At 58.6% G+C, this 25069-nt stretch carries 25 protein-coding genes; 13 read left to right on the top strand and 12 right to left on the bottom strand.

All coding sequences use genetic code 11. From position 1 onward, the window contains the following. Window positions 1-156 precede the first annotated feature (156 nt). The 3 genes from NW858_RS06400 to NW858_RS06390 are packed head-to-tail and all read left to right on the top strand — an operon-like array spanning window position 157 to window position 2118. Window positions 157-792 (top strand): anthranilate synthase component II, encoded by a 636-nt coding sequence (locus NW858_RS06400; protein ID WP_414520134.1) that lies wholly within the window; start codon window positions 157-159, stop codon window positions 790-792. Continuing rightward, on the top strand, window positions 789-1565 hold the full coding sequence (locus tag NW858_RS06395) for an MBL fold metallo-hydrolase (RefSeq protein WP_414509673.1): 777 nt from the start codon (window positions 789-791) through the stop codon (window positions 1563-1565). The genes NW858_RS06400 and NW858_RS06395 overlap by 4 nt, the downstream gene beginning before the upstream one ends. A gap of 4 nt (window positions 1566-1569) precedes the next feature. After that, complete coding sequence (locus NW858_RS06390; RefSeq protein ID WP_414520133.1) at window positions 1570-2118, top strand: ankyrin repeat domain-containing protein; 549 nt, start codon at window positions 1570-1572, stop codon at window positions 2116-2118. 142 nt (window positions 2119-2260) lie between these two features. Here the strand turns inward: NW858_RS06390 and NW858_RS06385 are convergent, their stop codons facing one another. Next, window positions 2261-3256, bottom strand: coding sequence for a deoxyhypusine synthase family protein (locus NW858_RS06385; protein WP_414520132.1), 996 nt, complete (start codon window positions 3254-3256; stop codon window positions 2261-2263). Between the two features lie 109 nt (window positions 3257-3365). On the opposite strand from NW858_RS06385, the gene bioB reads away from it, so the two are divergent. The 3 genes from bioB (at window position 3366) to NW858_RS06370 (ending at window position 6917) form a co-directional block, all read left to right on the top strand. Next, window positions 3366-4298 (top strand): biotin synthase BioB, encoded by a 933-nt coding sequence (bioB, locus tag NW858_RS06380; RefSeq protein ID WP_414520152.1) that lies wholly within the window; start codon window positions 3366-3368, stop codon window positions 4296-4298. A gap of 158 nt (window positions 4299-4456) precedes the next feature. Continuing rightward, the gene (locus NW858_RS06375) at window positions 4457-6532 is read left to right on the top strand and encodes an ATP-binding protein (RefSeq protein WP_414520131.1); all 2076 of its coding nucleotides are present in this window, start codon (window positions 4457-4459) and stop codon (window positions 6530-6532) included. Window positions 6533-6620: 88 nt separating this feature from the next. Beyond that, window positions 6621-6917, top strand: coding sequence for a 2TM domain-containing protein (locus tag NW858_RS06370; protein WP_414332633.1), 297 nt, complete (start codon window positions 6621-6623; stop codon window positions 6915-6917). A 9-nt stretch (window positions 6918-6926) separates the two neighbouring features. Here the strand turns inward: NW858_RS06370 and NW858_RS06365 are convergent, their stop codons facing one another. The 4 genes from NW858_RS06365 to NW858_RS06350 all read right to left on the bottom strand — a co-directional run bounded on the left by NW858_RS06365 (window position 6927) and on the right by NW858_RS06350 (window position 11593). Beyond that, the gene (locus NW858_RS06365) at window positions 6927-7964 is read right to left on the bottom strand and encodes a hemolysin family protein (RefSeq protein WP_414348887.1); all 1038 of its coding nucleotides are present in this window, start codon (window positions 7962-7964) and stop codon (window positions 6927-6929) included. A gap of 343 nt (window positions 7965-8307) precedes the next feature. Further along, on the bottom strand, window positions 8308-9936 hold the full coding sequence (locus NW858_RS06360; RefSeq protein WP_414332695.1) for a bifunctional pantoate--beta-alanine ligase/(d)CMP kinase: 1629 nt from the start codon (window positions 9934-9936) through the stop codon (window positions 8308-8310). 48 nt (window positions 9937-9984) lie between these two features. After that, window positions 9985-10098: a cytochrome b6-f complex subunit V gene (gene petG, locus NW858_RS06355; protein WP_414332627.1), complete on the bottom strand. Its 114-nt coding sequence runs from the start codon at window positions 10096-10098 to the stop codon at window positions 9985-9987. A gap of 217 nt (window positions 10099-10315) precedes the next feature. After that, window positions 10316-11593 carry a SufS family cysteine desulfurase gene (locus NW858_RS06350; protein WP_414332625.1) on the bottom strand — a complete coding sequence of 426 codons (1278 nt, stop codon included), beginning with the start codon at window positions 11591-11593 and terminating at the stop codon, window positions 10316-10318. Window positions 11594-11772: 179 nt separating this feature from the next. On the opposite strand from NW858_RS06350, the gene NW858_RS06345 reads away from it, so the two are divergent. Then, entirely contained in the window at window positions 11773-11991 is a 219-nt protein-coding gene (locus NW858_RS06345; protein WP_414332623.1) for a chlorophyll a/b-binding protein, read from the top strand. Between the two features lie 122 nt (window positions 11992-12113). Continuing rightward, window positions 12114-12422, top strand: coding sequence for a photosystem II assembly protein Psb35 (psb35, locus tag NW858_RS06340; protein WP_414332621.1), 309 nt, complete (start codon window positions 12114-12116; stop codon window positions 12420-12422). Between the two features lie 81 nt (window positions 12423-12503). Here psb35 and NW858_RS06335 read toward each other — a convergent pair whose 3' ends face one another. After that, window positions 12504-13178, bottom strand: coding sequence for a response regulator transcription factor (locus NW858_RS06335; RefSeq protein WP_414332619.1), 675 nt, complete (start codon window positions 13176-13178; stop codon window positions 12504-12506). A gap of 193 nt (window positions 13179-13371) precedes the next feature. Between NW858_RS06335 and NW858_RS06330 the strand changes: the two genes are divergently transcribed. Both NW858_RS06330 and NW858_RS06325 read left to right on the top strand, forming a co-directional pair. After that, complete coding sequence (locus NW858_RS06330) at window positions 13372-14118, top strand: rhomboid family intramembrane serine protease (RefSeq protein WP_414332617.1); 747 nt, start codon at window positions 13372-13374, stop codon at window positions 14116-14118. A 61-nt stretch (window positions 14119-14179) separates the two neighbouring features. After that, window positions 14180-14788: a Uma2 family endonuclease gene (locus NW858_RS06325; protein WP_414520130.1), complete on the top strand. Its 609-nt coding sequence runs from the start codon at window positions 14180-14182 to the stop codon at window positions 14786-14788. A gap of 20 nt (window positions 14789-14808) precedes the next feature. On the opposite strand, the gene NW858_RS06320 is transcribed toward NW858_RS06325, so the two are convergent. Continuing rightward, window positions 14809-16422, bottom strand: a complete 1614-nt coding sequence (locus NW858_RS06320; RefSeq protein ID WP_414332693.1) for an NAD(P)H-quinone oxidoreductase subunit 4 — start codon at window positions 16420-16422, stop codon at window positions 14809-14811. 229 nt (window positions 16423-16651) lie between these two features. Here NW858_RS06320 and NW858_RS06315 point away from each other — a divergent pair, with 229 nt between their 5' ends. The 3 genes from NW858_RS06315 to NW858_RS06305 all read left to right on the top strand — a co-directional run bounded on the left by NW858_RS06315 (window position 16652) and on the right by NW858_RS06305 (window position 19754). Beyond that, window positions 16652-17530, top strand: a complete 879-nt coding sequence (locus tag NW858_RS06315; protein ID WP_414332613.1) for an isoaspartyl peptidase/L-asparaginase — start codon at window positions 16652-16654, stop codon at window positions 17528-17530. 122 nt (window positions 17531-17652) lie between these two features. Then, a complete protein-coding gene (locus tag NW858_RS06310; protein WP_414348888.1) occupies window positions 17653-18687 on the top strand; it encodes an adenosine deaminase in 1035 nt (344 codons plus the stop codon). A 263-nt stretch (window positions 18688-18950) separates the two neighbouring features. After that, the gene (locus tag NW858_RS06305; protein ID WP_414509668.1) at window positions 18951-19754 is read left to right on the top strand and encodes a M55 family metallopeptidase; all 804 of its coding nucleotides are present in this window, start codon (window positions 18951-18953) and stop codon (window positions 19752-19754) included. On the opposite strand, the gene mnmH is transcribed toward NW858_RS06305, so the two are convergent. The 5 genes from mnmH to urtB form a co-directional block, all read right to left on the bottom strand. Continuing rightward, window positions 19751-20800, bottom strand: a complete 1050-nt coding sequence (gene mnmH, locus NW858_RS06300) for a tRNA 2-selenouridine(34) synthase MnmH (RefSeq protein ID WP_414520129.1) — start codon at window positions 20798-20800, stop codon at window positions 19751-19753. The two genes, NW858_RS06305 and mnmH, sit on opposite strands and share 4 nt — an antisense overlap. A 129-nt stretch (window positions 20801-20929) precedes the next feature. Continuing rightward, window positions 20930-21682, bottom strand: coding sequence for an urea ABC transporter ATP-binding subunit UrtE (gene urtE, locus NW858_RS06295; protein ID WP_414367710.1), 753 nt, complete (start codon window positions 21680-21682; stop codon window positions 20930-20932). 66 nt (window positions 21683-21748) lie between these two features. Next, window positions 21749-22516: an urea ABC transporter ATP-binding protein UrtD gene (gene urtD, locus NW858_RS06290; protein ID WP_414332603.1), complete on the bottom strand. Its 768-nt coding sequence runs from the start codon at window positions 22514-22516 to the stop codon at window positions 21749-21751. A gap of 148 nt (window positions 22517-22664) precedes the next feature. Further along, on the bottom strand, window positions 22665-23810 hold the full coding sequence (urtC, locus tag NW858_RS06285; protein WP_414509666.1) for an urea ABC transporter permease subunit UrtC: 1146 nt from the start codon (window positions 23808-23810) through the stop codon (window positions 22665-22667). Between the two features lie 56 nt (window positions 23811-23866). Continuing rightward, on the bottom strand, window positions 23867-25024 hold the full coding sequence (urtB, locus tag NW858_RS06280; RefSeq protein ID WP_414332599.1) for an urea ABC transporter permease subunit UrtB: 1158 nt from the start codon (window positions 25022-25024) through the stop codon (window positions 23867-23869). Between the last annotated feature and the right edge of the window lie 45 nt (window positions 25025-25069).

Below are 25069 nucleotides of genomic sequence, written 5' to 3'. Positions count from 1 at the left end.
GGCATTGACATCTGGAAAGCCAGCCAACTCGCTGCTGCTTATGTGTTATACCTTCCAGAATACAAGCTTCCTCAAGGTATTGGCTCTAAATGCCGAGCCGAGGGTTAGCAGCCTCCTGGGCAATGATAAAATGGGGTCTCGTCGCCGGATGCTATCGTGCTGGTCGTTATTGACAACTACGACAGCTTTACCTATAACCTGGTGCAATACCTGGGGGAACTGGGGGCGCAGGTGCGGGTTTTTCGCAATGACCAGCTCTCGGTTGCCGAGCTGTGCCAGCTACAGCCAGAGGGGGTGGTCATTTCCCCCGGGCCGGGACGGCCAGAGGATGCTGGCATCTCGCTGGAGCTGATTCGGGAGCTGGGGCCAAGGCTGCCCATTCTGGGCGTCTGCCTGGGCCACCAGTGCATCGGCCAGGTCTACGGTGGCCAGATCGTGCGCGCCTCTGAGTTGATGCACGGCAAAACTTCCCTGATTTACCACCAAGGGGTGGGGGTGTTTGAGGGGCTAAGCCGGCCTTTTGCGGCAACTCGCTACCACAGCTTGGTCATTGAGCCCTCCACCTGTCCTGACGAGCTAGAGGTGACGGCTCAAACGGACAGTGGGATCATCATGGGGGTGCGCCACCGCCGCTATCCTCACGTTCAGGGGGTGCAGTTTCACCCAGAAAGCATCTTGACCCTGGAGGGCAAGCGCCTGTTGGGCAACTTCCTGCGCCTGGCTCAGCTCCATGTCTCGGGATCGTCCCAGCCAGCGGCTGCCGTCGTCGCGTCAGGGATCCCGTGCCCATGAAGCGTCGCCAGCTTTTGCAAGCCAGCGCCGGCCTGGTGGGATCCCTCGCCGTAGGGGGTCAATGGGCGGTTGCCCAAACGGCCCCTTTCCCAGGGGGATCCCTGGAGTTCACCTCCCAGAGCCTGCAACTGACCTGGCTGCACCACAGTTGCGTTTTGTTCGAGGGGGAGGGCAAGCGCTTTCTGGTCAACCCCTTTCGGCCTGGGGGCTGTACAGCCGGCTACCCTGCTCCCAGCGTTAATGCCGATCTGGTGCTGCTCAGCAGCCGCCTTCTCGACGAAGGGGCCCTGGACGTCGTGCCCGGCAACCCCAGGGTGTTGTTTCAGCCCGGGGACTACGTCATCGATGGGATCCGCGTGCAGGGGGTGCGCATGCCGCGGGGCCCTCGCTTTGGCCTCAACGTGGGCTGGCGCTGGCGCATGGCCGGGATCGACATTGTCCATTTGGGGGGGGCTGCTCTGCCGATTGGCCGGGAACAGTCCATCCTGCTGGCTCGCCCTGACCTCTTGCTGGTGCCGGTGGGGGGTGGGCCGAAAAACTACGATCCCGAGGCGGCCAAGGCAGCCATCGAAGTGTTGCAGCCCAAGTTGGTCATCCCGACTATGTATCGCACCGCCGCCGCCGAGGCGTCCCAATGCGAGCTGCAACCTTTAGAAGCGTTTTTGCGCCTATTTTCCGCCGCTGCCGCGCAACCTGCCCTCAGCAACCCGTTGCTGCTTTCGGCCCAGGCCCTGCCCAGCCAAGGGATTGCCATCCTGTTCTTTGAGGAGTAGGGCCATGGAGCGTAGGTGGTGGGCTGTGGGTGCCGGGCTGGGATCCCTGCTGCTGGGAGGGCTGGGGGTCTACGGGTACTCCCTGCCAGAAGATCCTCAAGTCCTGGCCACCGCCAACCCGCTGCGGCTGCAACTGGCTCTCTGGCTGGGGAAAGACGCCAATGTCGTCGAGGAGCGGGGCAAGACGGCTCTGTTCTTCGTCGAAAGCGGCCTCAACACCCGCCTTTTGCTGGCCGCTGGGGCGGATCCCAACTGGTTAGATCGCGGCGGAGCCAGCCCCCTCCACCAAGCTGCCCGCCTGGGCAATCCTGAAGTGACCAAGGCTTTGCTCGAGGGAGGTGCCGAAGTGAACGCCCGCTTCGGGGCCGGCGGCCTGCCCCTGCATTTTGCCGCTTGGTCGGGCAACCCCGCGGTGGTGCGGCTGCTGCTGGAGCATGGCTCCGAGATTGACGAGCCGGACGGCTACGGCCTCACCCCCCTGCGCATTGCCCAGGACATGAGGCGCTGGGAAGCGGCGATTCTGCTTTCCCAATGGCCCCGCCCCGAACCATAAGGACAATCGCTGACCCTCAGCAACCCCTCTCTCCTTGTGTTGGGAGTGGGGGGCGAAATGTCTTCATCCCGTTTGAAACAGCTGTACCTTCCCCTGGCTGCCGCTCCAGGGACGACCGAGCGGGAGGTGCCCTGAGACGGCCCTACCACCCCAGCACCCAGGCGAAGATCAAAGGCGCCACGATGGTGGCATCCGACTCGATGACGAACTTAGGTGTGTCAACCCCCAGCTTGCCCCAGGTGATCTTCTCGTTGGGGACTGCCCCCGAGTAGGAGCCGTAGCTGGTGGTGGAGTCGCTGATCTGGCAGAAATAGCCCCACAGGGGGATCCCTTTGCGGCCCAGGTCTTGGTGCAGCATGGGCACCACGCAGATGGGAAAATCGCCAGCAATGCCGCCGCCAATCTGGAAGAAGCCGATGGAGCACTCTGCCGAGGTGCGCGTGTACCAGTCCGCCAGTTGGATCATGTACTCAATGCCCGTGCGGACGGTATGGACATTGCGGATCTCACCGGTAATGCAGTGGGCAGCGTACATGTTGCCGGTGGTGGAGTCTTCCCATCCCGGTACATAGATGGGCAAGTTGGCCTCCATGGCCGCGTAAACCCAGGAATCCCGAGGATTGATCTGGTAGTAGGGCTCCAGCCTGCCGCTGCGCAGGATGCGGTAGATGAACTCGTGGGGGAAGTGGCGTTCCCCGGCCCGGTCGGCAGCCATCCACTCTTCCAGCAGAGCTTTTTCCAGGCGCCGCATCGCCTCTTCTTCGGGAATGCAGGTATCGGTTACCCGGTTCAGGTGCCGCTCCAGCAGCTCCTGCTCCTGCTGCGGGCTGAGGTCGCGGTAGTTGGGCACCCGCTCGTAGAAGTCGTGGGCGATGAGGTTAAAGATGTCTTCCTCCAGGTTGGCGCCGGTGCAGGAGATGGCGTGCACCTTGTCCTGGCGGATCATCTCGGCCAGGGAGAGCCCCAGCTCCGCCGTACTCATGGCGCCGGCCAAGGTCACCATCATCTTGCCGCCTTTTTCCAGGTGAGCACAGTAGCCCTTGGCGGCATCCACCAGGGCGGCGGCGTTGAAGTGGCGAAAGTGATGCTCAACAAATTGGCTGATAGGGCCTTTGGCCACTGCTTCTGCGGTTATCATTGTTGAGTTTCTAAGCGAGACGGGTTCGCCTTCTCAAAGCACAGATTTTACATCCTAACCAAACCTAAGAGCGCTGGCAAGCTTTTAGGGAGTTTTGGACATTGCCGGCATGGCCATTGCTCTGGAGTACGTTCGCGAAATCTACCACCGACCGCTGCTGCAGTTGGTGTTCGAGGCGCAAGCGGTGCACCGACAGCACCACCCTCCCAACCGGGTTCAACTCTGCGCCCTTGTCAACATCAAGTCGGGCCGCTGCCCGGAAGACTGCGCCTATTGCCCCCAAAGCGCCCGCTACTCGACAGGGATCGAGACCTACCCCTTGATCTCCCTGGATTCGCTGCGCCAGCAGGCCATGGCTGCTCAAAAAGCCGGTGCCACCCGGCTATGTATGGGCGCTGCTTGGCGGTCAGCCCCGGAAGGGGAGGTGTTTGAGCGGGTGCTGGAGATGGTGCGCACGGTGCGCGAGCTGGGGATGGAAGCCTGTGTCACTTTGGGGATGGTGTCGGCTGCTCAGGCGCAGCAGTTGGCGACGGCAGGGCTGACGGCCTACAACCACAATCTGGACACCTCGCCGGAGTTCTACCCCCGCATCATCACGACGCGCACCTACCAGGATCGCCTGGAGACTCTGGCCCATGTGGGGGCAGCCGGCCTGCAGATCTGCTGTGGCGGCATTGTCGGCCTTGGGGAGACCGACGAAGACCGCATCGGCCTGCTGCACGTTTTGGCCAACCTGACGCCGCCGCCCACTTCGGTACCCATCAACGCGCTGGTGCCGGTGGCTGGCACGCCCCTGGGCCAGCTTCCCCCTCCCGATCCGCTGCTGCTGGTGCGCACCATCGCCACGGCTCGGCTGCTGCTGCCCAGAGCCCAGATCCGGCTCTCGGCAGGGCGGAAAAACCTGTCGGAGAGCGACCAGGCGCTGTGCTTCTCGGCAGGCGCCAATTCCATCTTCACCGGCGAAAAGTTGTTGACCACGCCTAACCCAGGCTCGGCCGCCGATGCGGCTTTGCTTGAGAAGCTAGGCCTGCAACCCCTCTAGAAGCATTTCCTTTTGCGCCTTTAGGATCCCTAGTTGGATCTAGGCGTGTCCCTTCTGTTGTAACAATCTTTTCAGAAAATCTAACCCTTTCTTAACCCTGTCGGCAGCCATGTCAAAATGGTGGCGACAGCGTTCTCCAGGGTTGTTACGTCGGGTTCATGTCTCCTGTCAGCACTGCCGAGCCCCTTGCCGAAGTCCAATCCCCTGAGGCGGCTGCTTCTTCTCCTCCAGAGCCCTCGCTTGGGGAGACTGCGGAGCCGACAAGGGGAGGGGGCTTTTGGGGATCCCTGCGGCGCTGGTGGGCGCGCTGGAAACAAAAGCTGCGCCTGGAGACCCAGTTGCTCTTTGTGGCCACGCTGGTGGTCTCGCTGGTGGTGAGCAGCTTCACCTTCTGGGCCGTCAGCACCGTGCAGCAGGATGCCCGCTTTAACGAGGCTCGCTTTGGCCGGGATCTGGGATTGCTATTGGCAGCCAATGTCGCCCCCCTGATCGCAGAAGATCGCATCGGCGAAGTGGTCCAACTGTCGCGGCAATATTTTGAGAGCACCAGCAGCATTCGCTATTTGCTCTACGCCGACCCGGAGGGGAACATCTACTACGGGATCCCGTTTTCCAACCAGGAGGTGAAAACCTCCCTCAGCCTTACCCGCCGCATGCAACTGCCGGACAACCGCCCGCCTGCCGAGGGCCAGCCGCTGGTGCGCACCCACCTCACCCCTGCCGGGCGGGTGACGGACATTTTTGTCGGCATCTATCATCAGGGCCGCTTTTTGGGCACCCTTGGCCTCGGCATCAACCCCAACCCCGCCCTTGTGCGCTCCACGCAACTGGCGCGGGAGGTCTCGATTGGGGTGTTTTTGGCAGTGTGGGTTCTGGCCATCCTGGGATCCGTGGTCAACGCCCTCACCATCACCTATCCCATCAAAGAACTGGTCAAGGGCGTTCAGGAAATCACCAAGGGCAACTTCAAGCAGCGCATCGACCTGCCCTTTGGGGGAGAGCTGGCCCAGCTCATCGACAGCTTTAACGAGATGGCGGAGCGGCTGCAGAGCTACGAAGAGCAGAACATCGAAGAACTGGCCGCCGCCAAAGCCAAGTTGGAGACGTTGGTTTTCTCTATCGTCGATGCCGCCATTTTGCTGGATGCCGAGTTTCGGGTGCTGCTGCTCAACCCGGCGGCCTCTCGCATGTTCGGCTGGGAAGGGGATCCCGTCTTGGGCAAGCCCTTGCCGGAGCTGTTGCCGGAGGATCTACGGCAGCAGTTGGCCCGCCCCCTGATGCAAATTGCCCGCGGGGATCAAGAGGCAGAGGAAATTCGCGTCAACCTCAGCGGCCCCATCAAGCGCGTCGTTCGCATCCTGCTGTCGCCGGTATCCGACCCGCGGCGGCAAAACCTCAAGGGGATTGTAATGACGGTGCAGGACATTACCCGCGAGGTGGAGCTCAACGAGGCCAAGGCCCAGTTCATCAGCAACATCAGCCACGAGCTGCGTACCCCCCTCTTTAGCATTAAGTCCTTCATCGAGACCCTCTACGAGTACGGCGAGCAGATGTCGCCAGAGGAGCGGCTGGACTATCTGGAAATTGCCAACCGCGAAACCGATCGCCTCACCCGCTTGGTCAACGATGTGTTGGATTTGTCGCGTCTGGAGTCGGGCAAGCAGTACCACTTCGAGGCCGTCGATATCGCGGCGGTGATCGAGCAAACCCTGCGCACCCACCACCTGCAAGCCCGCGACAAAGGGATCCAGTTGCGCAAGTTTGTCGATCCGGATCTGCCACTGGTGTGGGGCAACTACGATCTGCTGCTGCAGGTGATGACCAATCTTTTGGGCAACGCTCTCAAGTTCACGCCGTCGGGAGGTCTGGTGACGGTGCATGCCCACCTGGTGGTACAGGCGGATGGATCCCCGCAGGCGGTGCGGGTGGCGGTGGCCGATACGGGCATCGGCATCGCCCCGGAGGATCAAGAGCGGATCTTCGACCGCTTTTTCCGCGTCGAGAACCGCGTCCACACTTTGGAGGGCACCGGCCTGGGCCTGGCCATTGTGCGCAACATTCTGGAGAAACACCACACCCGCATCTGCCTAGAAAGCAAGCTGGAACAGGGATCCACCTTCTGGTTCGACCTGCACCTATACACCGAAAACGGGCCGCTGGAGTTTGCCACCCAGCCCGGCGAAACGGATCCCCCCAGTTGCCGCTGGCGGGAGCATCCCCAGCAAACCTCTTAAGGAGCAAAAAGCCCGTACGGCTGCAGGGATCCCTGGTGGTGGCTTGTTCTACACTGGAGAAGGTTTTGAGTTGTGAGGGGTTGCTGCCATGCCGCCTCGCTGGCCCCGGAAGCCCTCCCGTCGGGATCCCGAGTTTCGCAAGCTGGATGACCGCTACACCTACGCGGCCCACCTGGCCGTTTTTCTCTGCAGCGCGTCGGGACTGGTGTTTTTCCAGCAGTTGTACCGGGCGGATTGGCCGTGGCTGGTGCCGCTGCTGGGCTGGTGGGGCCTAGGCCTGGGGATCCACAGCTTCTCGATCTTTTTTGTGGCCCGCTACCCTGCCGATCCAGGTTTTGTGGAGCTCCCTCCCGAAGCCAACGAAGACTCTGTAGAAGCCGGCTAGCGGCCTCCCTCAAGGGGAGCCAGGGGAGGAGGGGCGCTGTCGTCGTTGTCGCTGCAGCAGCAGGGGGGAGAGATCGCTTTCGTCGTAGATATCTCCCACCAGCTCTTCCAAAATGTCCTCCAGCGTGATCAGGCCGGTGGTGCCGCCAAACTCATCCACCACGATCCCCAGGTGTTGGCGGGAGCGCAGCATCTCTTTGAGTAACAGGCTGACGCGCTTGGTATCGGGCACAAAAAAAGGCGGGGACATGGCCTTGGTCACCTCGGCATTGCCCTTTTGCTCCAGGTGGCGCAGGGCCTGCTTGAGGTGGATGACGCCGACGATCTCGTCCTTAGATTCCCCCTGCACAGGGATGCGGGAGTAGCCCGTCTCCAGGCAGAGCTTCACCACATCCTGCAGGGTTTTATCGTGGGAGATGGTCTCCATTTTTACTCTGGGTTTGGCCACATCTCCCGCCTGGAGCAAATCCAACGCCAGCGCCCCGCGAAACAGGCGCCGTTTTTGCCAATCCAGCAGCCCCCGCTGCCCCAGCACGTCGATCAACAGCTCCAAATCCTTGAGGGAAGCGGTGGCCGTCAGCGGCGAGAGCTCCAACAGGTTGAACAGCCGGCTGACAATCCATTCAAAGGCGTCGGTAAAAGGGCGCAGCAGCACCGAGAGGATATGGACAGGCCGCACCACCCAGCGGAACACCCCCAGGGGATGACTCACCGCCAGGGACTTTGGGGCTACTTCTCCAAACAGGAGCACCAGGAGCGTGGTGGGCACAGTGGCGGCCAAAGCTCCAAACTGGGATCCCAGCAGCTCGATGGAGAGGGCTGTGGCCAGGGCAGCAATGCCGATGTTGACAAAGTTGTTCACCAACAACAGGGTGGTGATCAGCCGTGAGCGCTGTTGTTGGGCCAGTCGATACAAGCCTTGCGGATCCCCTTGTTCCTCGATCAGGGATTCCAGGCGCAAGTTATCCATGGCCGTGATGGCCGTTTCGGCCCCAGAGCAAGCTCCCGAAAGGAGAAGCAAAAAGGCTAAGAGGAAGACATTAACCATAGCGCTCCGTCCGCAACAGCGGAACGGGATCCAGATCCATGTTGCCCAGAGCAGAAAATGGGTAGCTTCGGCCAATGCAAAGAAAAGCGGGTCGGCACATTTTCATCACCAACGGGATCCCATCCGGCACCTCGACACCTCAGCCGTTTCGCCAAAGTTCAGCACTCAACCCAAGGCTCAGAATCCCTAAACACCCACCAACTCCATCTTTTGCGATGAGAGTCTTCATTGAGCAACGAGAGAGCACTCAAGCTGTTCAAACCGACTAGCTTGCTGAAGATCTTGGAAGATCTTGTGAAAAGCTTAACTTATCCTGTGTTGATCCCTAACCGGTTGCTCAAAGCTATTGATCAAAACGGGCTTGGCCGGATCGATCCAAAAGTTGTCGGTACAACATCACAATTTTGTCTTGCACCTCGGATTGGCTCAGGTGATCTGTGTCGATCAGGATGGCGTCGGGGGCAGGCCGCAAGGGAGAGATAAGCCGTTCGCTGTCGCGGCGATCCCGCTGCTCGATTTGGGCTTTCAATTCTTCGAGGGGCACCATTTGCCCTTGGGCTTGGAGTTGCTGTTGCCGGCGTTGGGCTCGTTCGCCCACCGAGGCGGTCAAAAAGACTTTCAGCTCAGCATCGGGAAAGACATAGGTGCCGATATCTCGCCCCTCCAAGACGGCCCCCCCATCCCGGCCAATGCTGCGTTGCCGCTTCACCAGCTCCTGCCGCACCCCCGGCACTGCCGCCACCTGAGAGACCCAGCGGGTCACTTCTGGGGAGCGGATGGCCTGGGTGATTTCTTCGCCATCGGCCCAGATGCGGGTCGGCTCTGCCGAAGAAGTGCCACTTTGCAGGGTGAGCTGGGTTTGGGCAGCCAGTTGGGTCAATTGCTCGGCGTCGTCCAACGGGATCCCCCGCTGCAGCGCCAGCCAGGTGATAGCCCGATACATGGCCCCTGTGTCCAAGTACAAAAGCTGCAGTTGGGCGGCCACTGCCCGCGCCACGGTGGATTTTCCGGCTCCTGCCGGGCCGTCGATGGCAATCAGCGGGCGACGTGGGGTAGAAGCCACCTCCGAGGAAGGCGGTGCCGCGTTTTGTGCTTTCTCGGCCCAGGGATCCCCTTGTGCCGGAGAGAGGAGCAGATTGTCGATCAGGCGAGTTTGCCCCACATAGGCGGCGATGGCCAGCAATCCCTTGTCTTTCACCTCGGCCAGCGGCTGGAGGGTTTGCGGATCCACCAGTTCCAAGTATTGCACCCGCAGTTCAGGGGTGTGCTCCAGCTCGGCACGGGCGGCAGCCAGGATCCCTTCTGCCGAGGGATCCCCCGCCTGCCAATGGTTATACCCCCGACACAAGGCCCGGTACAGGCTGGTGGCCACCTGTCTCTCTTCAGGAGAAAGGTAGCGGTTGCGGGAGCTGCAGGCGAGGCCATCGGCTTCTCGCACGGTGGGGCAGGGGACAATGGTGGTGGGGATCTGCAGATCTTGGACCAGCCGTTGGATGATCGCCAGTTGCTGGGCGTCTTTCTGGCCAAAGTAGGCCCGCTGCGGCTGCACCAAGTTCAGCAGTTGCAGCACGATGGTGGCTACGCCGCGAAAATGCCCCGGTCGGTGGGGGGCACAGAGGGTTTGCAAAAGGGACTCGGGAGGCATGACCCAGGTGCGGTCGCTGCCGGCTGCCGGGCTGGCGCCCATCTCCTGCGGGTCGGGGGCAAACACCACATCCACGCCCGCCGCTTCACACAGGGCCCGATCCCCCTCCTCGTCGCGGGGGTAGCGATCCCAGTCTTCGTTGGGCCCAAATTGCAGCGGGTTGACGAAAATGCTGACCACCGTGCGGTCGCACTCTTGGCGGCAGCGGCGGATCAGGCTGAGATGGCCCTCGTGCAGGGATCCCATCGTGGGCACCAGGCCGATGGTGGATCCCCGCCAGCCAGTTACCTGCTCCCGCAAAGCAGCAACGGTGCGCAGCCAGTGCATCGCCATGCCACCTCACTTCTTCTCCGCCTAACCTACCCAGGGCAACTTTCAAAGACCGATCTTGTTGCCCCGTTGATACTGCCTGTAGGCGGCCACAAACAAGCCCGCCAAGGTGACCAACACCATCCCCAAAACGATCCCCAACAAAATCGGCTCGATCACAACCCCGACCTCCTAGTTCAAACCTAGATCATGTTGACATACTCCCTGTCTTTTAGGGCAGGGATCTTTGACGCTTCACCGACCGACGCCGGCAAACCAGTCCTACAGGGTCTCCACATCGGTTTTGGAGTCAGGCCTTCCATCCCGACTTGGTTGATGTTACTTGAGATATCGATTGGCGCCAGTCGGGACGAAGTCCTCTGCCTGTGACGGATCCCTAGCCCAAAGCAACGCTGAAGAACTCCACCGCTTCTGCCAACACTTCCAAGAAGCGATCTACCTCCGCCAACGTGTTGTACAGGTAAACGCTGGCCCGGGCGGTGGATTGGACTCCCAAATAGCGATGCAGGGGCTGAGTGCAATGGTGCCCCGCTCGAATGGCGATGCCCTGCTCATCCAGCAAGGTAGACAAGTCATGCGGATGGACGGCCTCTACCGAAAAGCTGACCAGCCCTGCCCGTCGCGTCGGATCCTTGGGGCCGTAAACCGTGATACCCGCTATGTTTTGGATCCCGTCCAACAAATGGGCGATCAACCGTTGTTCATGGGCGTGAACCCGCTCCAAGCCGATCTGGCTCAAGTAATCCACGGCTGCCCCCAACCCCACCGCCTGGGCAATCGCCGGCGTGCCGGCCTCAAATTTGTGGGGGATATCCGCATAGGTGGCGTGATCCCAGTACACATCGGCGATCATCTCTCCCCCACCCAAAAAGGGTGGCATCCCTCGCAACAGCTCCCGCCTGCCGTAGAGGATGCCAATCCCCGTTGGGCCACACATCTTATGCCCTGAAAAGGCCAACCAATCGCAATTCAACGCCTGCACATCCACAGGCATGTGAGGCACGCTCTGACAAGCATCCAGCAAAACCTTGGCCCCGTAGCGATGGGCCAGCTCCGTGATCTCCTGGACGGGGTTGATGGATCCCAGCATATTGGAAACCTGGGTTACCGCCACCAGGCGGGTGCGGTCGCTGAGCAAAGACCGGTAGTGCTCCAGATCCAACTCTCCTGCTGGCGTGATCTGGATGAACTGGAGGCAGGCTCCCGTCTTCTGGGCCACGAGCTGCCACGGGATCAGGTTGCTGTGGTGCTCCATCACCGAAAGGACGATCTCATCCCCTCGTTCCAAATTGCTCAAACCCCAACTGTAGGCCACCAGATTGATGGCTTCGCTGGCATTGCGGGTGTAAACGATCTCCTGTGGCGAAGCGGCGTTGATAAAACGAGCGATCTTTTCCCGCGCCCCCTCATAGGCATCGGTGGCTTCGTTGCTCAGCGTATGAACCCCACGATGCACGTTGGCGTTGGAGCACCGATAGTACCGATCCATCGCCTGCAAAACTGCCAGTGGCTTTTGAGAAGTGGCAGCGTTGTCAAAGTAGATCAGGGGGTGGCCGTTGACCTGGCGCTGCAAAATCGGAAAGTCCGACCGCACCTGGGCAGCTAGGTCGAAAGAATGGTCCAGCCTAAGAGAAGAAGGGGTGGATACCGCCATAGTCTGCGCAAAAAGCCCGTTTCCCTCAGTATGACATCGCTCTGGGCCAGCCCTCGGAAAACCCATCTGGGATCCCTTCAGTCCTACCCACTCTGCCGTCAGGGCTTGGAAGCCAAAACTTGTCACAAACTGTAATCTTATGTTAAGTTTGTTTACGTACAGTGATAAAGGTATTCACAATGCAATCGTCTCCTAGGATTCCTTCGCGCCTGGATTCCGCATCCGTTGCCCAGTACTATGACACCAGCAACGACTGGATCCCCGGCTGGACGGAGCAAGCGGAGCGTTGGAATGGACGCTTGGCCATGTTGGGCTTCGTGATCAGCATGGTTACAGAAGCGGCGCTGGGCCACAGTGTTTTTGCCAGCACTCTCGCTCAGTGGCTGGGTCTGCAATAATCTGCAATAATCCGGTAGAGCCCCATCGGGCATCTCACAGACTTTACCCCTTAGCCTTGAGATGCTGCGGCTCTACCTTGGCTTGAGCTTTTTTACCCTTCGACTCCTATCTTGACAGGCTGATGATGCTTGAGAATCCCTTTTTCCCCTACATTGCCGTAATGGTGGCTGGGCTGGTAGCTGCTGTTGCGATGGGCTCGATGGCTTTCTTCAACTCCAAGCGCCCTGCCGGCTGGGAAGGCGCCGGTCGCCCGCGGTATGTGCCGCAGTATGGTCAAGACGGCGACACCCCGCCGGAGTGGGAAATTGGCTGGACTGAGAAGGCCGAGCGATGGAACGGACGGCTGGCCATGCTGGGGTTTGCCCTGAGTGTTGTGGTAGAGGCCATTGTGGGCCACAGCGTCTTCGCCTCTGTGTTGGGGATCCGCTGAGCCCGGTGGAAAACTGTCTCGGATAAAAGTTCCTACAGAGCAACAGCTATCCTCTGGCCTCTACCATTTAGTTACCTTTATTTACCATTGAATAATCTTCTTCTGAACGGCTGTCATACACATGGCAACGCGGGCGTTGATCTCATCCTCAGATCCGAAAATATCCAGCTTTTCTTTGAGCCGTTGGATGCAGTTTTGTACGGTCTTCTTGCTGGTGTGAATGCGATCGGCAATGGCCTGATCGGTGAGGGCCTCTTTGCAGAGTAAGTTCAAGACCTCAATTTCCCGTTCTGTCAGCTTCGTGAGACCACGCAACTCCCGCGGCATGCGCAATTCTCCATTCAGGGCGCTTTTGGCTCCCTCCAAAAACACAGTCCGCCGTTCCATTTTGTTAACCGCGGCAAACCCGCCCTGGTGTTTGCTGATCAAGCCCACCAATGGAGTCAGCAGTAGCGGCTCACTGGAATAGGCCATCACGTTCAGGGTGGGGTAGTTCTCAAAGATGTGGCGCAGGAACTCTAGGCCAGGCTCGGCAGACTGTTCGCCGCTGGTTTGACCGTAGAGCAAGTCCGCCACGACCAAATCCGGCTGTTCCCGCTGCAGGCGCAGGATGGCGTCCATGGGATTGCTGACCGTGATGCACTGAGCATCGGCTGCAATCCGCTGCAGCCACTCGCAGTTGTTTTGGGCCACCTCGGGATGATCTTCGACGATCAAAAACTTGAGGGGGGTAGTTGGGCTTTCAACCTCGGACATCAGTCCACTCCTCTAAGTTCACCATCGGCCGTATGGGAACAGCCGGAACATTTCTACAGACAGGGGATCCCAACTGTAAGCATGGCTCCCAGCAGACTACTCCAGTGTAGCCTCAAGTGGGGTTTTAGAGGTGAGTCTGAGGGGTAGGAAGAGACAGGTTAAGCTAGAGGGTGATGTCAACCGGATCTCAACTGTGGTACCTCTGCAAGACCGCAACCCAACCACCCGCACGGCCTACGTCACCTATGCCCTGGTGCTCATCAACATCTTGGTTTTTGTGTATGAGCTTACCTTATCGCCGCGAGAGTTGGTGGCTTTTTTCCGAGAGTGGGCAGTGGTACCGGTAGAGTTGACGGCGAGTTTTCGAGGGGAGGTCACTTCTTCGCTGCGCCCCGAATGGATGACCCTATTCACCTCGCAATTTTTGCATGGGGGCTTTCTCCATATTGGTGGGAACATGCTCTTTTTGTGGGTTTTCGGCAACAATGTTGAGGATCGCTTGGGGCATGTGCGCTACCTCATTTTTTACCTGACTTGTGGAGCTTTGGCCGCCCTAACCCAGTGGTTTTTCGATATGGAATCCACCATTCCTTCGCTGGGGGCAAGTGGGGCCATTGCCGGGGTGTTGGGAGCCTATATCTTGCGTTTTCCACAAGCTGAGATCTTAACCCTGGTGCCTCTGGGCATTTTCATTACAACCATCTATGTTCCCGCCTGGGTGTTCCTGGGTTTTTGGTTTGTGCAACAGGCGTTTTACGGCATCGCCAGCCTGCAGACGCCCATCAACATCGGCATGCAGGGGGGAGGGATTGCCTACTGGGCCCACGCGGGCGGCTTTGTGTTTGGGGCCATCTTGGGGCCGCTGATGGGGTTATTTTCTGGCAAAAGCCCTTATGACCGCCAAATGACTTGGCAACAACGGGACAGGGATCTGTTTTGATCGGCTTTGATACTTTACTGAGCCTATTGTTAATCAAATAGCAGCGTGATAGGAGCAAGCTATGGTCAGTCTATCTGCCAAGCCTCTAACTCTGGAAGACTTTCTACAACAGCCGGAAACTCAGCCTGCCAGCGAGTTTATTGCAGGAGAAATTATCCAGAAGCCTATGCCACAGGGAAAGCATAGCCGTCTCCAACTAAAACTGGGCAGCTTCATTAACGAGATGTTGGAGCCTTCTCAACTGGGAATGGCATTTCCAGAGCTGCGCTGCACTTTTGCCGGATATGCGATTGTGCCCGATATTTCTGTGATCGCCTGGGAGCGGATCCCTGTGGATGAAGATGGCACCATTCAAAATTTCATCCCCTTTTGCCCAGATTGGATCATCGAGATTCTCTCTCCCGATCAAGATCAAATGAAGCTGGTCAAAAAGATCTTGATTGGCTTGGCCCACGGCTGCCAGATGGGGTGGATCGTGGCCCCCGAAGAAAGGGTCGTTTTCGCCTATCCTGCCGGACAGCAGCCAACAGTGCATGAGGATCCGCAAGAGGTTATCCCCGTTCCCGCTTTTGCTCAAGGGATCCAACTGACGATCGGGACATTGTTTGGCTGGATGCGAGTTCAAGGCGGCGAGAGCCGCAAGCCCATTGGAGAAAAAAGCCAAGGCTAGCTACACCGGCTTCCCTCTCCTCAATTTGGCTCAGTGTTGTAAAGGGCAGGGGCTTGGGCAACCGTCGCTCCGAGGGAGGAGAGTTCCTGGCGCAGCAAGGCCACCAGGGCATTGGTGGACTGGTCGTAGAGGCTAGTGACCAGCTTGGGATAAAACCCGATGCCGATGATGGGGATCAGCAGGCAGGCGATGATGAACACCTCGCGCGGCTCGGCATCCACCAATTCTTCATGTTCGGTCAGCTCTTTGTTTTCCGGGCCAAAGAAGATCTGCCGCAACATCGACAGCAGGTAGATAGGAGTCAAGATCACCCCAACCGCCGCCAGAAAGACCACCACCAGCCGGAAGGGGAGAGAGTAGGCATCGGTGGTGGCCATGCCGATGAACACCATCAGCTCGGCCACAAAGCCGCTCATCCCCGGCAGAGCCAGAGAGGCCAGCGAGCAAGTGGTGAACATCGAGAAAATCTTGGGCATCTTCAGGCCGACGCCGCCCATTTCCTCCAGCTCCAGCGTGTGGGTGCGGTCGTAGGTGGCCCCCACCAAGAAGAACAGGCTGGCCCCGATCAGCCCGTGGGAGATCATCTGCAACATGGCGCCGCTCATGCCGATTTCGGTCAGGGATCCGATGCCGATGAGGACAAAGCCCATGTGGCTGATGGAGGAGTAGGCGATCTTCCGCTTCAGGTTACGCTGGGCAAAGGAGGTGAGGGCAGCAAAGATGATGTTCACCACCCCCAGCACGATCAGCACCGGCGCAAAGTAGAGGTGGGCATCCGGCAGCATGCCCACATTCATGCGCATCAGGGCATAGCCCCCCATCTTGAGCAGGATCCCGGCCAGCAACATGTGAACCGGCGCCGTGGCTTCGCCGTGGGCATCGGGCAGCCAGGTGTGCAGGGGGAAGACGGGCAGCTTCACCCCATAAGCAATCAGGAAAGCCCCATACATCAGCAACTGGAAGCTCAGCGGATAGGCCTTGTGGGCCAGATCCGTCATGTCAAAGCTGATGGGATCCCCGTAGAAGGCCATAGCCAAGCCCGCCACCAGGATAAACAGCGAGCTGAGGGCGGTGTAGAGGATGAACTTGGTGGCCGCATAGAGGCGGTTGTATCCCCCCCAAATGGAGAGGAGCAAATAGACCGGGATCAGCTCCAGCTCCCACATCAGGAAAAACAGCAGCATATCCTGCACGGCAAACACCCCGATCTGGCCGCCGTACATGGCCAACATGAGAAAGTAAAACAGGCGCGGCTTGAGGGTGACCGGCCAGGCGGCCAAGATGGCAAGCGTGGTAATAAAAGCCGTGAGCAGAATGAGCGGCATGGAGAGGCCATCGGCCCCCACCGACCAGCTTAGCCCCACCTGCGGCACCCAGGTGTAGCGCTCCAGCAGTTGCAAGCCCGTCTGGGCGGGATCGTAGCCGACATAAAAGCCGGCCAGCAGAATCAGCAGATCGGTGACTGCGATGAACAAAGCAAACCAGCGGATCCGCTCGGCCAACTTTTGCGCGTAGGCGCGGGTACTGGGATCCCCAGCCGGCGCCGGGATCAACGGGATAAAGAGAGCGGCCAACACAGGGTACACAATGACCGTGGTCAGCCAGGGGAACTCGTTCAAGCTGGGCAGCGCCATCGATAGAACCTCGTTCATGCCATACGATCCAAGAGAACCACTGCCGGCCACAACCCGACAGCCCTCTTCCAGGATTGCCGTTGAGTATCTATGCTTAGCAAATCCACAGAATTATCTTAAGACTCTTCCTCCCTTTCCGCCGGCGTTCCTGGAAAGTGGTATCTGTGAAGGGTGAACCCAAAAAGCAAAGACCATCCCCCAGTAGCCTCACAAGGTATCCGAACCCATCATGCCTCAGCCCAAACTCATTATCCACGGCGGAGCCGGCAGTGCCCTAGAAGGAGAAGACAGCCTGGAAAAGGTGAGGAGATCCCTGCGGCAGGTGGTGGAAAGTACCTATGCGCTGCTGTTGGCAGGGCAAGCGGCAGAGGCGGCTGTCTTACATGCCTGCCAACTGCTGGAAGATGATCCCCTCTACAACGCCGGCACAGGATCGGTCTTGCAGTCGGATGGGCAGATCCGCATGAGCGCCGCCCTCATGAACGGGGCCACCCAGTCTTTTAGTGGGGTGATCAACGTCAGCCGGGTTCAGCATCCCATCCTCCTGGCCCAGGCTTTGCAATCCAGCCCGGATCGGGTGGTGGCCGAACAGGGGGCAGCAGAGCTGGCGCGGGAACTGAAGTTGCCGGTCTATGACCCGACCACTCTCAAGCGGCTGCAGGAGTGGGTGCAGTTGCGCCAGACCCATCCCCCCTCAAGGGTGCTCACCGCCCTGGCCATGGGCACGGTTGGAGCGGTGGCGCTGGATCAACAGGGGCGCATTTGTGTTGGCACCTCCACCGGCGGGCGGGGGTTTGAGCGGGTGGGGCGGGTGAGCGATTCGGCCACGCCCGCAGGAACCTACGCCAGTGCGGCAGCGGGAGTCAGTTGCACCGGTGTTGGGGAAGATATTTTGGATGAGAGCTTGGCGGCACGGATTGTCATTCGAGTGGAAGATGGCCTCAGCCTGAAAGCGGCCATGGCCAAGTCTTTTCAAGAGGCCCGCCAACGGCGCCGCTCCCTTGGGGCCATTGCTCTATCGCGCTTGGGCGAGATTGCCTGGGATACCACCACCGACCTGCTGCTGGCCGCCTACCACGATGGGCAGGGGATCGGTTTGACGATCTAAACTTCCAACCGAGCTTGCGCAATTCCGCCTGGACAAGCTCGAGGCAGTTGGATAAGAGTAAAGATAGTACTTAAACAAACCAAGTCTGCTCCTGCGCGGGCAGCGATGGGGAGCCCCGACCTATGGCACTTCATGCGGAGTTGCACCGCCACCTGGGCGGTTCTGTCGTCCCTCGGATTCTGTGGCGCTACTTGCATCGCCAGGGATCCCCTCTGGCGGAGCGCTTTCCCACCTATGCCGAGTTTGAAGAGTTCTACACCCGCCCGCGCAACACCCTTGAAGATTACTTGGAGCTGCACACGCTGGTGGAACAGGTGCAAACCCTGGAAAGCTTACCCTATTTCATCTACCGTCTGCTGCGGGGAGCCTATGTATTTGAGGATCTGGCCTACCTAGAAATTCGTTACACCCCCTACCTGCGCACGGATCCCAGCCTAGACGAGGCAGATCGCCTCAAGCAAATGCGCCAGGTAATCGAGACGGTGGGACGGGCCAGCCAGCAGCGGGAATACCCCATTGTTACCACTCAGATTGTGTGTTTGCACTCCCGCCTCCCCAGCCACATCAACCGGGCTATGGTTGAAGCTGCTGCCGAGTCGGAATATGTGAGTGCCATCGACCTGGCTGGGGGAGACAAGCCTTACGGCGAACGCATGGACGAGTGGATCGAGCTATTCAAGTATGCCTTGGCCCGCGGCCTGAAGACCACTGCCCACCTCTACGAGACGTTGGATGGCTGCTACCCAGAGCTGCTGCCCTATGTCTCGCGGATTGGCCACGGCATTCAAATTCCCCTTCACTATCCAGAGTTGCTGCCGGAGCTGGCGCGGCGAGGACAATGCCTGGAAGTTTGTCCCACCACCTATCTAAAAACGGGCACCTTGTCCAGTTTGGATCCCCTCAAGATTGTGTTTGATCGCTGCTTTGAGGCAGGGGTAGATATCGCCATCTGCACCGACAACGCCGGCTTGCACAATGTGCGCCTGCCGTTTGAGTACGAGAACCTGCTCACCCACGACATTATCGATTTCGAGCAGCTCAAACACTGTCAGGAAGCAGCTTTTCGCCACGCTTTTGCCTGGCCTTATAAGGGGCGCCCGGCCTCTCTGTTGTCGGAGTTACAGCAGGGGGTATCTGCTTCTTTGGTAGCCCTCTGATCGCGTCAGCGGGACGGAGTCCTTGTCCTTTATTCCGACTTCTCAAAAACGAGGGTAGAGATCCGCACCAAAGCCATGGAAATCTTGGGCTCCCACAAAACATATCCTCAGTTCCTTGAGCCAATCCCTAACTCCCCTCTCCCAAAGGGAGAGGGGCCGGGGGTGAGGGCTGGGAGTGTTGGGTGCCGCCAAAGGCGAACGCGCCGGCGGCGTGGAGCGCTTGGGGCTGTCTCAATCTAGTCTGAAATGACTATTAGTCGAGCATGAGGGTCTATATCAGTGCTGATATCGAAGGGATCTCCGGCATCAGCCATTGGGATGAAGCCACCCTCGGCCAGCCGGGTTATGAGCCATTCCGCGAGCAGATGACCCAAGCGGTGATCGCCGCTTGTGAGGGATCCCTGGCTGCCGGAGCCACCCGGATCACTGTCAAAGACGCCCATGATTCCGGGCGCAACCTTCTCCCCGAGCGATTGCCGGCGCCGGTGCAACTCATCCGCGGCTGGAGCGGCCACCCCTACTGTATGGTGCAAGAGCTGGATCGCAGTTACAATGCCCTGATCTTAATCGGCTACCATGCCCGCGCCGGATCTGCTGCCAACCCCCTTGCCCACACCTACACCACCGAAGTTAGCCAAATCCGGCTGAACGGCCAGGCCATCGCCGAGTTTCACCTGGTCAGCCTCACCGCTGCCTATGAAGGGGTGCCGGTTGTATTTCTGGCCGGAGACGCAGAGGTGTGTGCGGAAGCGAAAGCCTATGACGCCCAGATCGAGACGGTGGTCACCCACAAAGGGATGGGCCACTCGGTCGTTGCTCCCCATCCGCAGCAGGTTCTGCAGGCCATCCGCCAAGGTGTAGAGGGATCCCTGAAACGGCTGTCGGCCTACCGGCCCCGCCCACTGCCGGATTGCTTTCACTTGGAGGTGGACTACAAGGATCCTGCCCGCGCCTACCGCAAGTCTTTTTACCCCGGCTGCCGGTGGGTTGCTGACGCAACCGTTCGGCTGGAGGTTTCCAATTGGTTTGAGGTGCTGCGGGCTCTGCAATTTATTGTGCTCACCTAGTCTGGACGGGTGCGCAGGCGAGCGGCAGCTTCTCTGAGGCTGGTCTCGGAAAGGTCGGGCAGCTCTATCCGGGCGTGGATGCGGTTGAAGTTCTGCTGCAACCCATGCCGATAGGTGGGATCGTAGTGCTGCTCCAGCAACTCCTGCACAAACTGCGGCCAGTCTTGGGCGTCGATGAGCTCAAACCAGCGCTGCAGGCGCGCCTGGCCATGGCGGGCTTTTAGGGGCAGCAATTTCTCCTTGAGTGCCTGGGGATGGGCTATCCAGTGGGGATAATGGGCAATCAGCCCCTTCACCCGCTCTTCCAAAGGCAATCGCACTTCCACGCAATCGGCTTGGGTGAGGGCCTGCCAAAGGGCAGGGGGCAGGTGGAGCTGGCCCACCTTGGCACTCTCAGCTTCCACCCAGACCGGCTTAGCTGGATCCCACTGGAGAAAAACCTGCACCAGTTGACTTTCAAAGCTCTTCTGGGTGGGCTGCGGCATACCCCACTCCGCTCCCAGCACGGAGCCGCGGTGGTGGGCCAGCTTTTCCAGATCGAGGACTTGGGATCCCTGGCGCTGCAGGTAGTGGAGCAACTGGGTTTTGCCGCTTCCCGTCGGCCCGCAGAGGACGCGGTAGGTAAACTCCTGGGGCAAGCTCTGCAGTTGCCGGCGTACCCAGGCGCGGTAGGTTTTGTACCCCCCTTGCAAAACTGTGACCTGCCAGCCCACCTGGGACAACACCAACGCCAAGCTGGCCGAGCGCTGCCCTCCCCGCCAGCAGTAGATCAGGGGGTGGTAGTCCCGGCTCTTGTCGGCAAAGTGGGTCTGCAGGTGGCGGGCGATGTTCTGGGCCACCAGGCTGGCTCCCCGCTTGCGGGCCGTAAAGGGATCCACCTGCTTGTAGAGGGTGCCCACCTCTGCCCGTTCTGCATCGTCAAGCACAGGCAAGTTAATGGCCCCCGGCCAATGGTCTTCAGCAAACTCTGCCGGCGAGCGCACGTCAATGATTTCGCTGTAGGTGTGCAGCCAAGGTTCGGCAGTGACGTGAATGGGGGCAGCCACAGACGCAGCGAGGAGGGAGTGGACTGAGTTCTCTCTTGCTCGATCCTGGCAGATTTCTAGGGTTGTTGCTTAAGGGGATCCCTGGGCCTGACAAGAGTTGCACCGCTCGGCTCCTCCTCCAGGCTAACCTCAGAGGGAGAGATAGGATCGCACTTTTTCCTCGTCCATTTGGTCAGTCGGCCCTTCCATAACGAGGGATCCATTTTCCATGAGGTAAAAGTAATCGGCCAAGCTTTGAGCAAACTCAAAGTACTGTTCTACCAGCAACACCGCAACGCCCCGCTCTTTTTGGATACGGGCAATGGCTTCTTCGATCTCAATGATGATAGAGGGTTGGATCCCTTCTGTGGGTTCATCCAGGAGTAAAAGTTTAGGCTCTGCCACCAAAGCTCTGGCAATGGCCAATTGCTGCTGCTGACCACCGCTCAAATCTCCACCGGGACGCTTTAGAAAAGAACGCAAAATCGGGAATAAGTCATAGATAAACTCAGGTATAGCCCGTTCTTTGTCCGGTGCTGCTTCTAACCCCACCAGTAGATTTTCCTCAACCGTTAGGCGAGGAAAGATCTCTCGGCCTTGGGGCACATAGCCAATGCCAGCGCGAGCCCGCCAGTTGGGTGGGTAATGATTGATGGGTCGGCCCTCAAAGAGAACTTTACCTGTACAGTCTTTGAGAAGCCCCATTAGGGCTTTAAGCGTGGTAGTTTTGCCCATGCCGTTGCGACCCAGAAGGCAAACTGCTTGGCCGGGAAGGATCTTGAAAGAAAGATCTCTCACAATTAAACTTTGCCCATAATAAGCTCTCAGGTTACAGACTTCCAGCAAAGGCTGAGATCCACTTTGAGATAGATTTTGCGCTTTGGTGGCGTTTTCCGTATTCATAGGCTTGGATATAGAGTTGGTTAATTGGACAGTCAACACAGATCTCCCCTTCTCCCCTGTTTTCGTTTAGCCTCTGGCTTTGTGGGATCCAAGATAGACCTCGATAACTCGCGGGTCGTTCTTCACTTCCTCAAAGCTACCCTCGCACAACACCGCTCCTTGGTGTAAAACAGTAACCTTGCGAGCAATTTGCCGGACAAATACCATGTCATGCTCAATCACCAAAATGGTGTGATTTCGAGCTAAGGATTGAATTAACTCTCCCGTAGCCTCTGTTTCTTTATCCGTCATCCCGGCCACGCATTCATCAAGCAGCAGCAGATCCGGATCCTGGGCAATCACCATGCCAATCTCCAACCATTGCTTTTCTCCATGGGAGAGCAGCCCTGCCGGGATCCGATCCTTACGGCTCAGGCCGATGGTTTCCAGGAGAGCATCAGTCTTTTCTCGCAAGCGCTTTTTGCCAAATAAGGTGGAGAAAACACCCTTGTGAGGGTTGAGAGAGAGCTCCAAATTTTCTCGCACGCTCAGGTTTTGGTAGACCCGCGGCGTTTGGAACTTGCGACCAATACCCAAGGCAGCGATTTCGTGCTCCTTGAGCTTAGCCAGATCTTTTCCTTTAAACAGCACTCGCCCTCGAGTAGGCTTGACCTTGCCTGTCAACACATCGAGGAAGGTAGTTTTGCCCGCTCCATTGGGGCCGATCACCACCCTTAACTCCCCTTCTTCCAAAGAGAAGTTCAGCCCGTCCAAAGCCTTAAAGCCATCAAAGCTGACGGTGAGATCCTGAGTTTGTAAAATTTGCCGGGTAGTGGTGGGAGCTGCTGTAAGCATAGGGATCACGTCCAAGAACGGAAAGGCCAGAGGACGAGTAGGATTCTCAGCCCATCGAACAAGAGAGGACACTTGGCATCGTTATCTCACCCATTGGGATCCTCTTACTCTGAAGTTGCACCTTGCATAGGGGGATACTGGCACGGATTTAGGCTGGAGAAATATTGGCCAAACGCCGGCGCCAAAGCTGGAAGGTAACCCAAAGCTGCCTGCCCCGGGTGCGCACCCAGCCCACCAAACCATCCGGCAACACCAGCACCACCAGCAGGAACAATCCCCCCTGGAAAAACAGCCAAATTTCTGGGAAATTTTCACTCAGCAAACTCTTGGCAAAGTTTACCAACAAAGCCCCGACCAATGCCCCCACTAAACTGGCCCGACCACCCACCGCTACCCAGATCACCATTTCAATGGAGAAGGGAACGGCCATGGCATTGGGAGAAATGATGCCAGTTTGTAAGGTAAACAAAGCCCCGGCGATCCCTGCCAGCGCAGCCGAGATGGCAAATACCAGCACCTTAAATCCGGTGGGATCGTAGCCAGAGAAACGAACCCGCGGCTCATCGTCTCGAATGGCTACCAGGATTCGACCAAACAAGCCACTGGTAAGCCAACGACAGAGAAGGTAAGCCAAAACAACGGTTAAAACCGTGGCCACATAGACAGCAAAGCGCATCTGGGAAGAGTTGACATCCAGGCCAAATAACGTCTGGAAATTGGTCAGGCCGTTGGTGCCGTTGATTAAGCGCTGTTGCCCGTTGAAGAAGTTGAAGAAAATGATTGTGGTGGCCTGAGTCAGAATAGAAAAATAAACTCCTCGGATGCGATTTCTCACCACCAAGTACCCCAGAGCTGCTGCCACCACAGCCGGGATCAAGACAATAGCAATAGCCGTAAACGGAAACGAATAAAAAGGGTACCAAAACCAGGGCAATTCCGTTACCCCATAGAGGCTGAAAAACTCCGGTATCTGTCCCTCTGGCAGTTGCAACTTGAGGTGCATCCCCAAAGCATAGCCCCCCAAGGCAAAGAACACCCCATGCCCCAGACTCAGCATGCCGGTATAGCCCCAGATAAGGTCGATCCCCAGGGCAACAATGCTCAATGCCAGAAATCGCCCCAACAAGTTCAGCCGAAAACCCGACAACACAGTTGGGGCCACCAAGATCAAAGCCAGCGCCAGGCCAATGAGGATCCCAACTTCCCACAGGAGCTTGCGGGCAGGACTGGGATCCCGACCGGTGGCAAGAATGGCCTCTTCACGATCAGCGGGGGGGAGATGAGCCAGTTTCATGGGCGGTGTGGGGGGATGGGGGATACGGCTAGAAAGATTCGCTCAAGAGGGCTGTCCTAGGCATCCACCATGCGACCTTTTTCGGGGAAAAGGCCGCGGGGGCGCACCTGCAAAAAGGCCACAATTAAGGCAAAGACCATCACCTTAGCCATGCTGGTGGTGGCAAAAAAGTTGAGGGTATCGGTCAGGATCGGCACGTTGGGAAAGATCAAAGCCAGCGTCCCGGAACCGATGACAAAGTTGGCAATTCCGATCCCCAGTGCCGCCACAATGCTGCCCAGGAGCTTGCCCACACCCCCCACGACAACCACCATGAAGGTATCCACGATGTAGTTCTGGCCGGTATTGGGCCCCACGGATCCCAGCAGGCTGACGGCCACGCCGGCTACTCCTGCCAGACCCGAACCCATGGCAAAGGTGAGAGCATCCACCGTTTGCGTAGGGATCCCGACACAAGCGCTCATGGCCCGATTTTGGGTGACGGCGCGGATGCGCAACCCCCAGCGGGTGCGTTGCAAGAAAAAGTACAGCCCCAGGATACAGACAACGGTGAGGGCGATGATGAACAGGCGAGTATTGGGCAAAAACAGGTTGCCCACCGGGATCCCACCCCGCAGCCAGCGAGGAGCGGTCACGTCTCTATTTTGGGCCCCAAACCAGGGCTGGGTGACGGCCAGGGCATAGGTTTGGGCCAGAACCCGCCCGCCTACTGCCACAATGGCCGTAGAAAGCACCAACAACAACGTCAGCACCCAGCCTTTGAGTCGCGGCCAATCGGCCCGTTTTGCCAAGAGCCACCAGCCGCCAAAAAAGAGCACCGCAAAGGCCCCCAAGCGGAAAGCCAACACCCAATTGACGCTGCGCACGAACTGCTGCAGGATCAGGCTCACGCCCCAGGTGGCCAAAAGGGTTTCCAGCGGCCGCCCATACAAAAAGCGAATCACCCCCCGCTCCAGAGCCAGACCCGCCAGGGCCGTGACGACAAAAGCGGCAACCAAGGCTGGAAAGATATACAGATCCCGCCAGGGATCTCCCAATTGTCGGAAGGCATTTTGCACAACAAAGGTGGTGTAGGCCCCCAACATCATCAGCTCCCCATGGGCCATATTGATCACCCCCATGAGGCCGAAGACAATCGCCAGGCCCAGAGCGGCTATCAGCAAAACGGTGCCAATACTGATGCCGTTAAACAAGCTATCCAAAAGCAAGGTCATCGGCAGGGGATCCTCCTTCTTTACCCGTTGACTGGGGACGCGCTT

The sequence above is a fragment of the Synechococcus sp. H55.10 genome (genome assembly GCF_047502715.1).
Lineage (GTDB): Bacteria > Cyanobacteriota > Cyanobacteriia > Thermostichales > Thermostichaceae > Thermostichus.
This window is presented reverse-complemented; position numbering and strand designations above follow the sequence as displayed.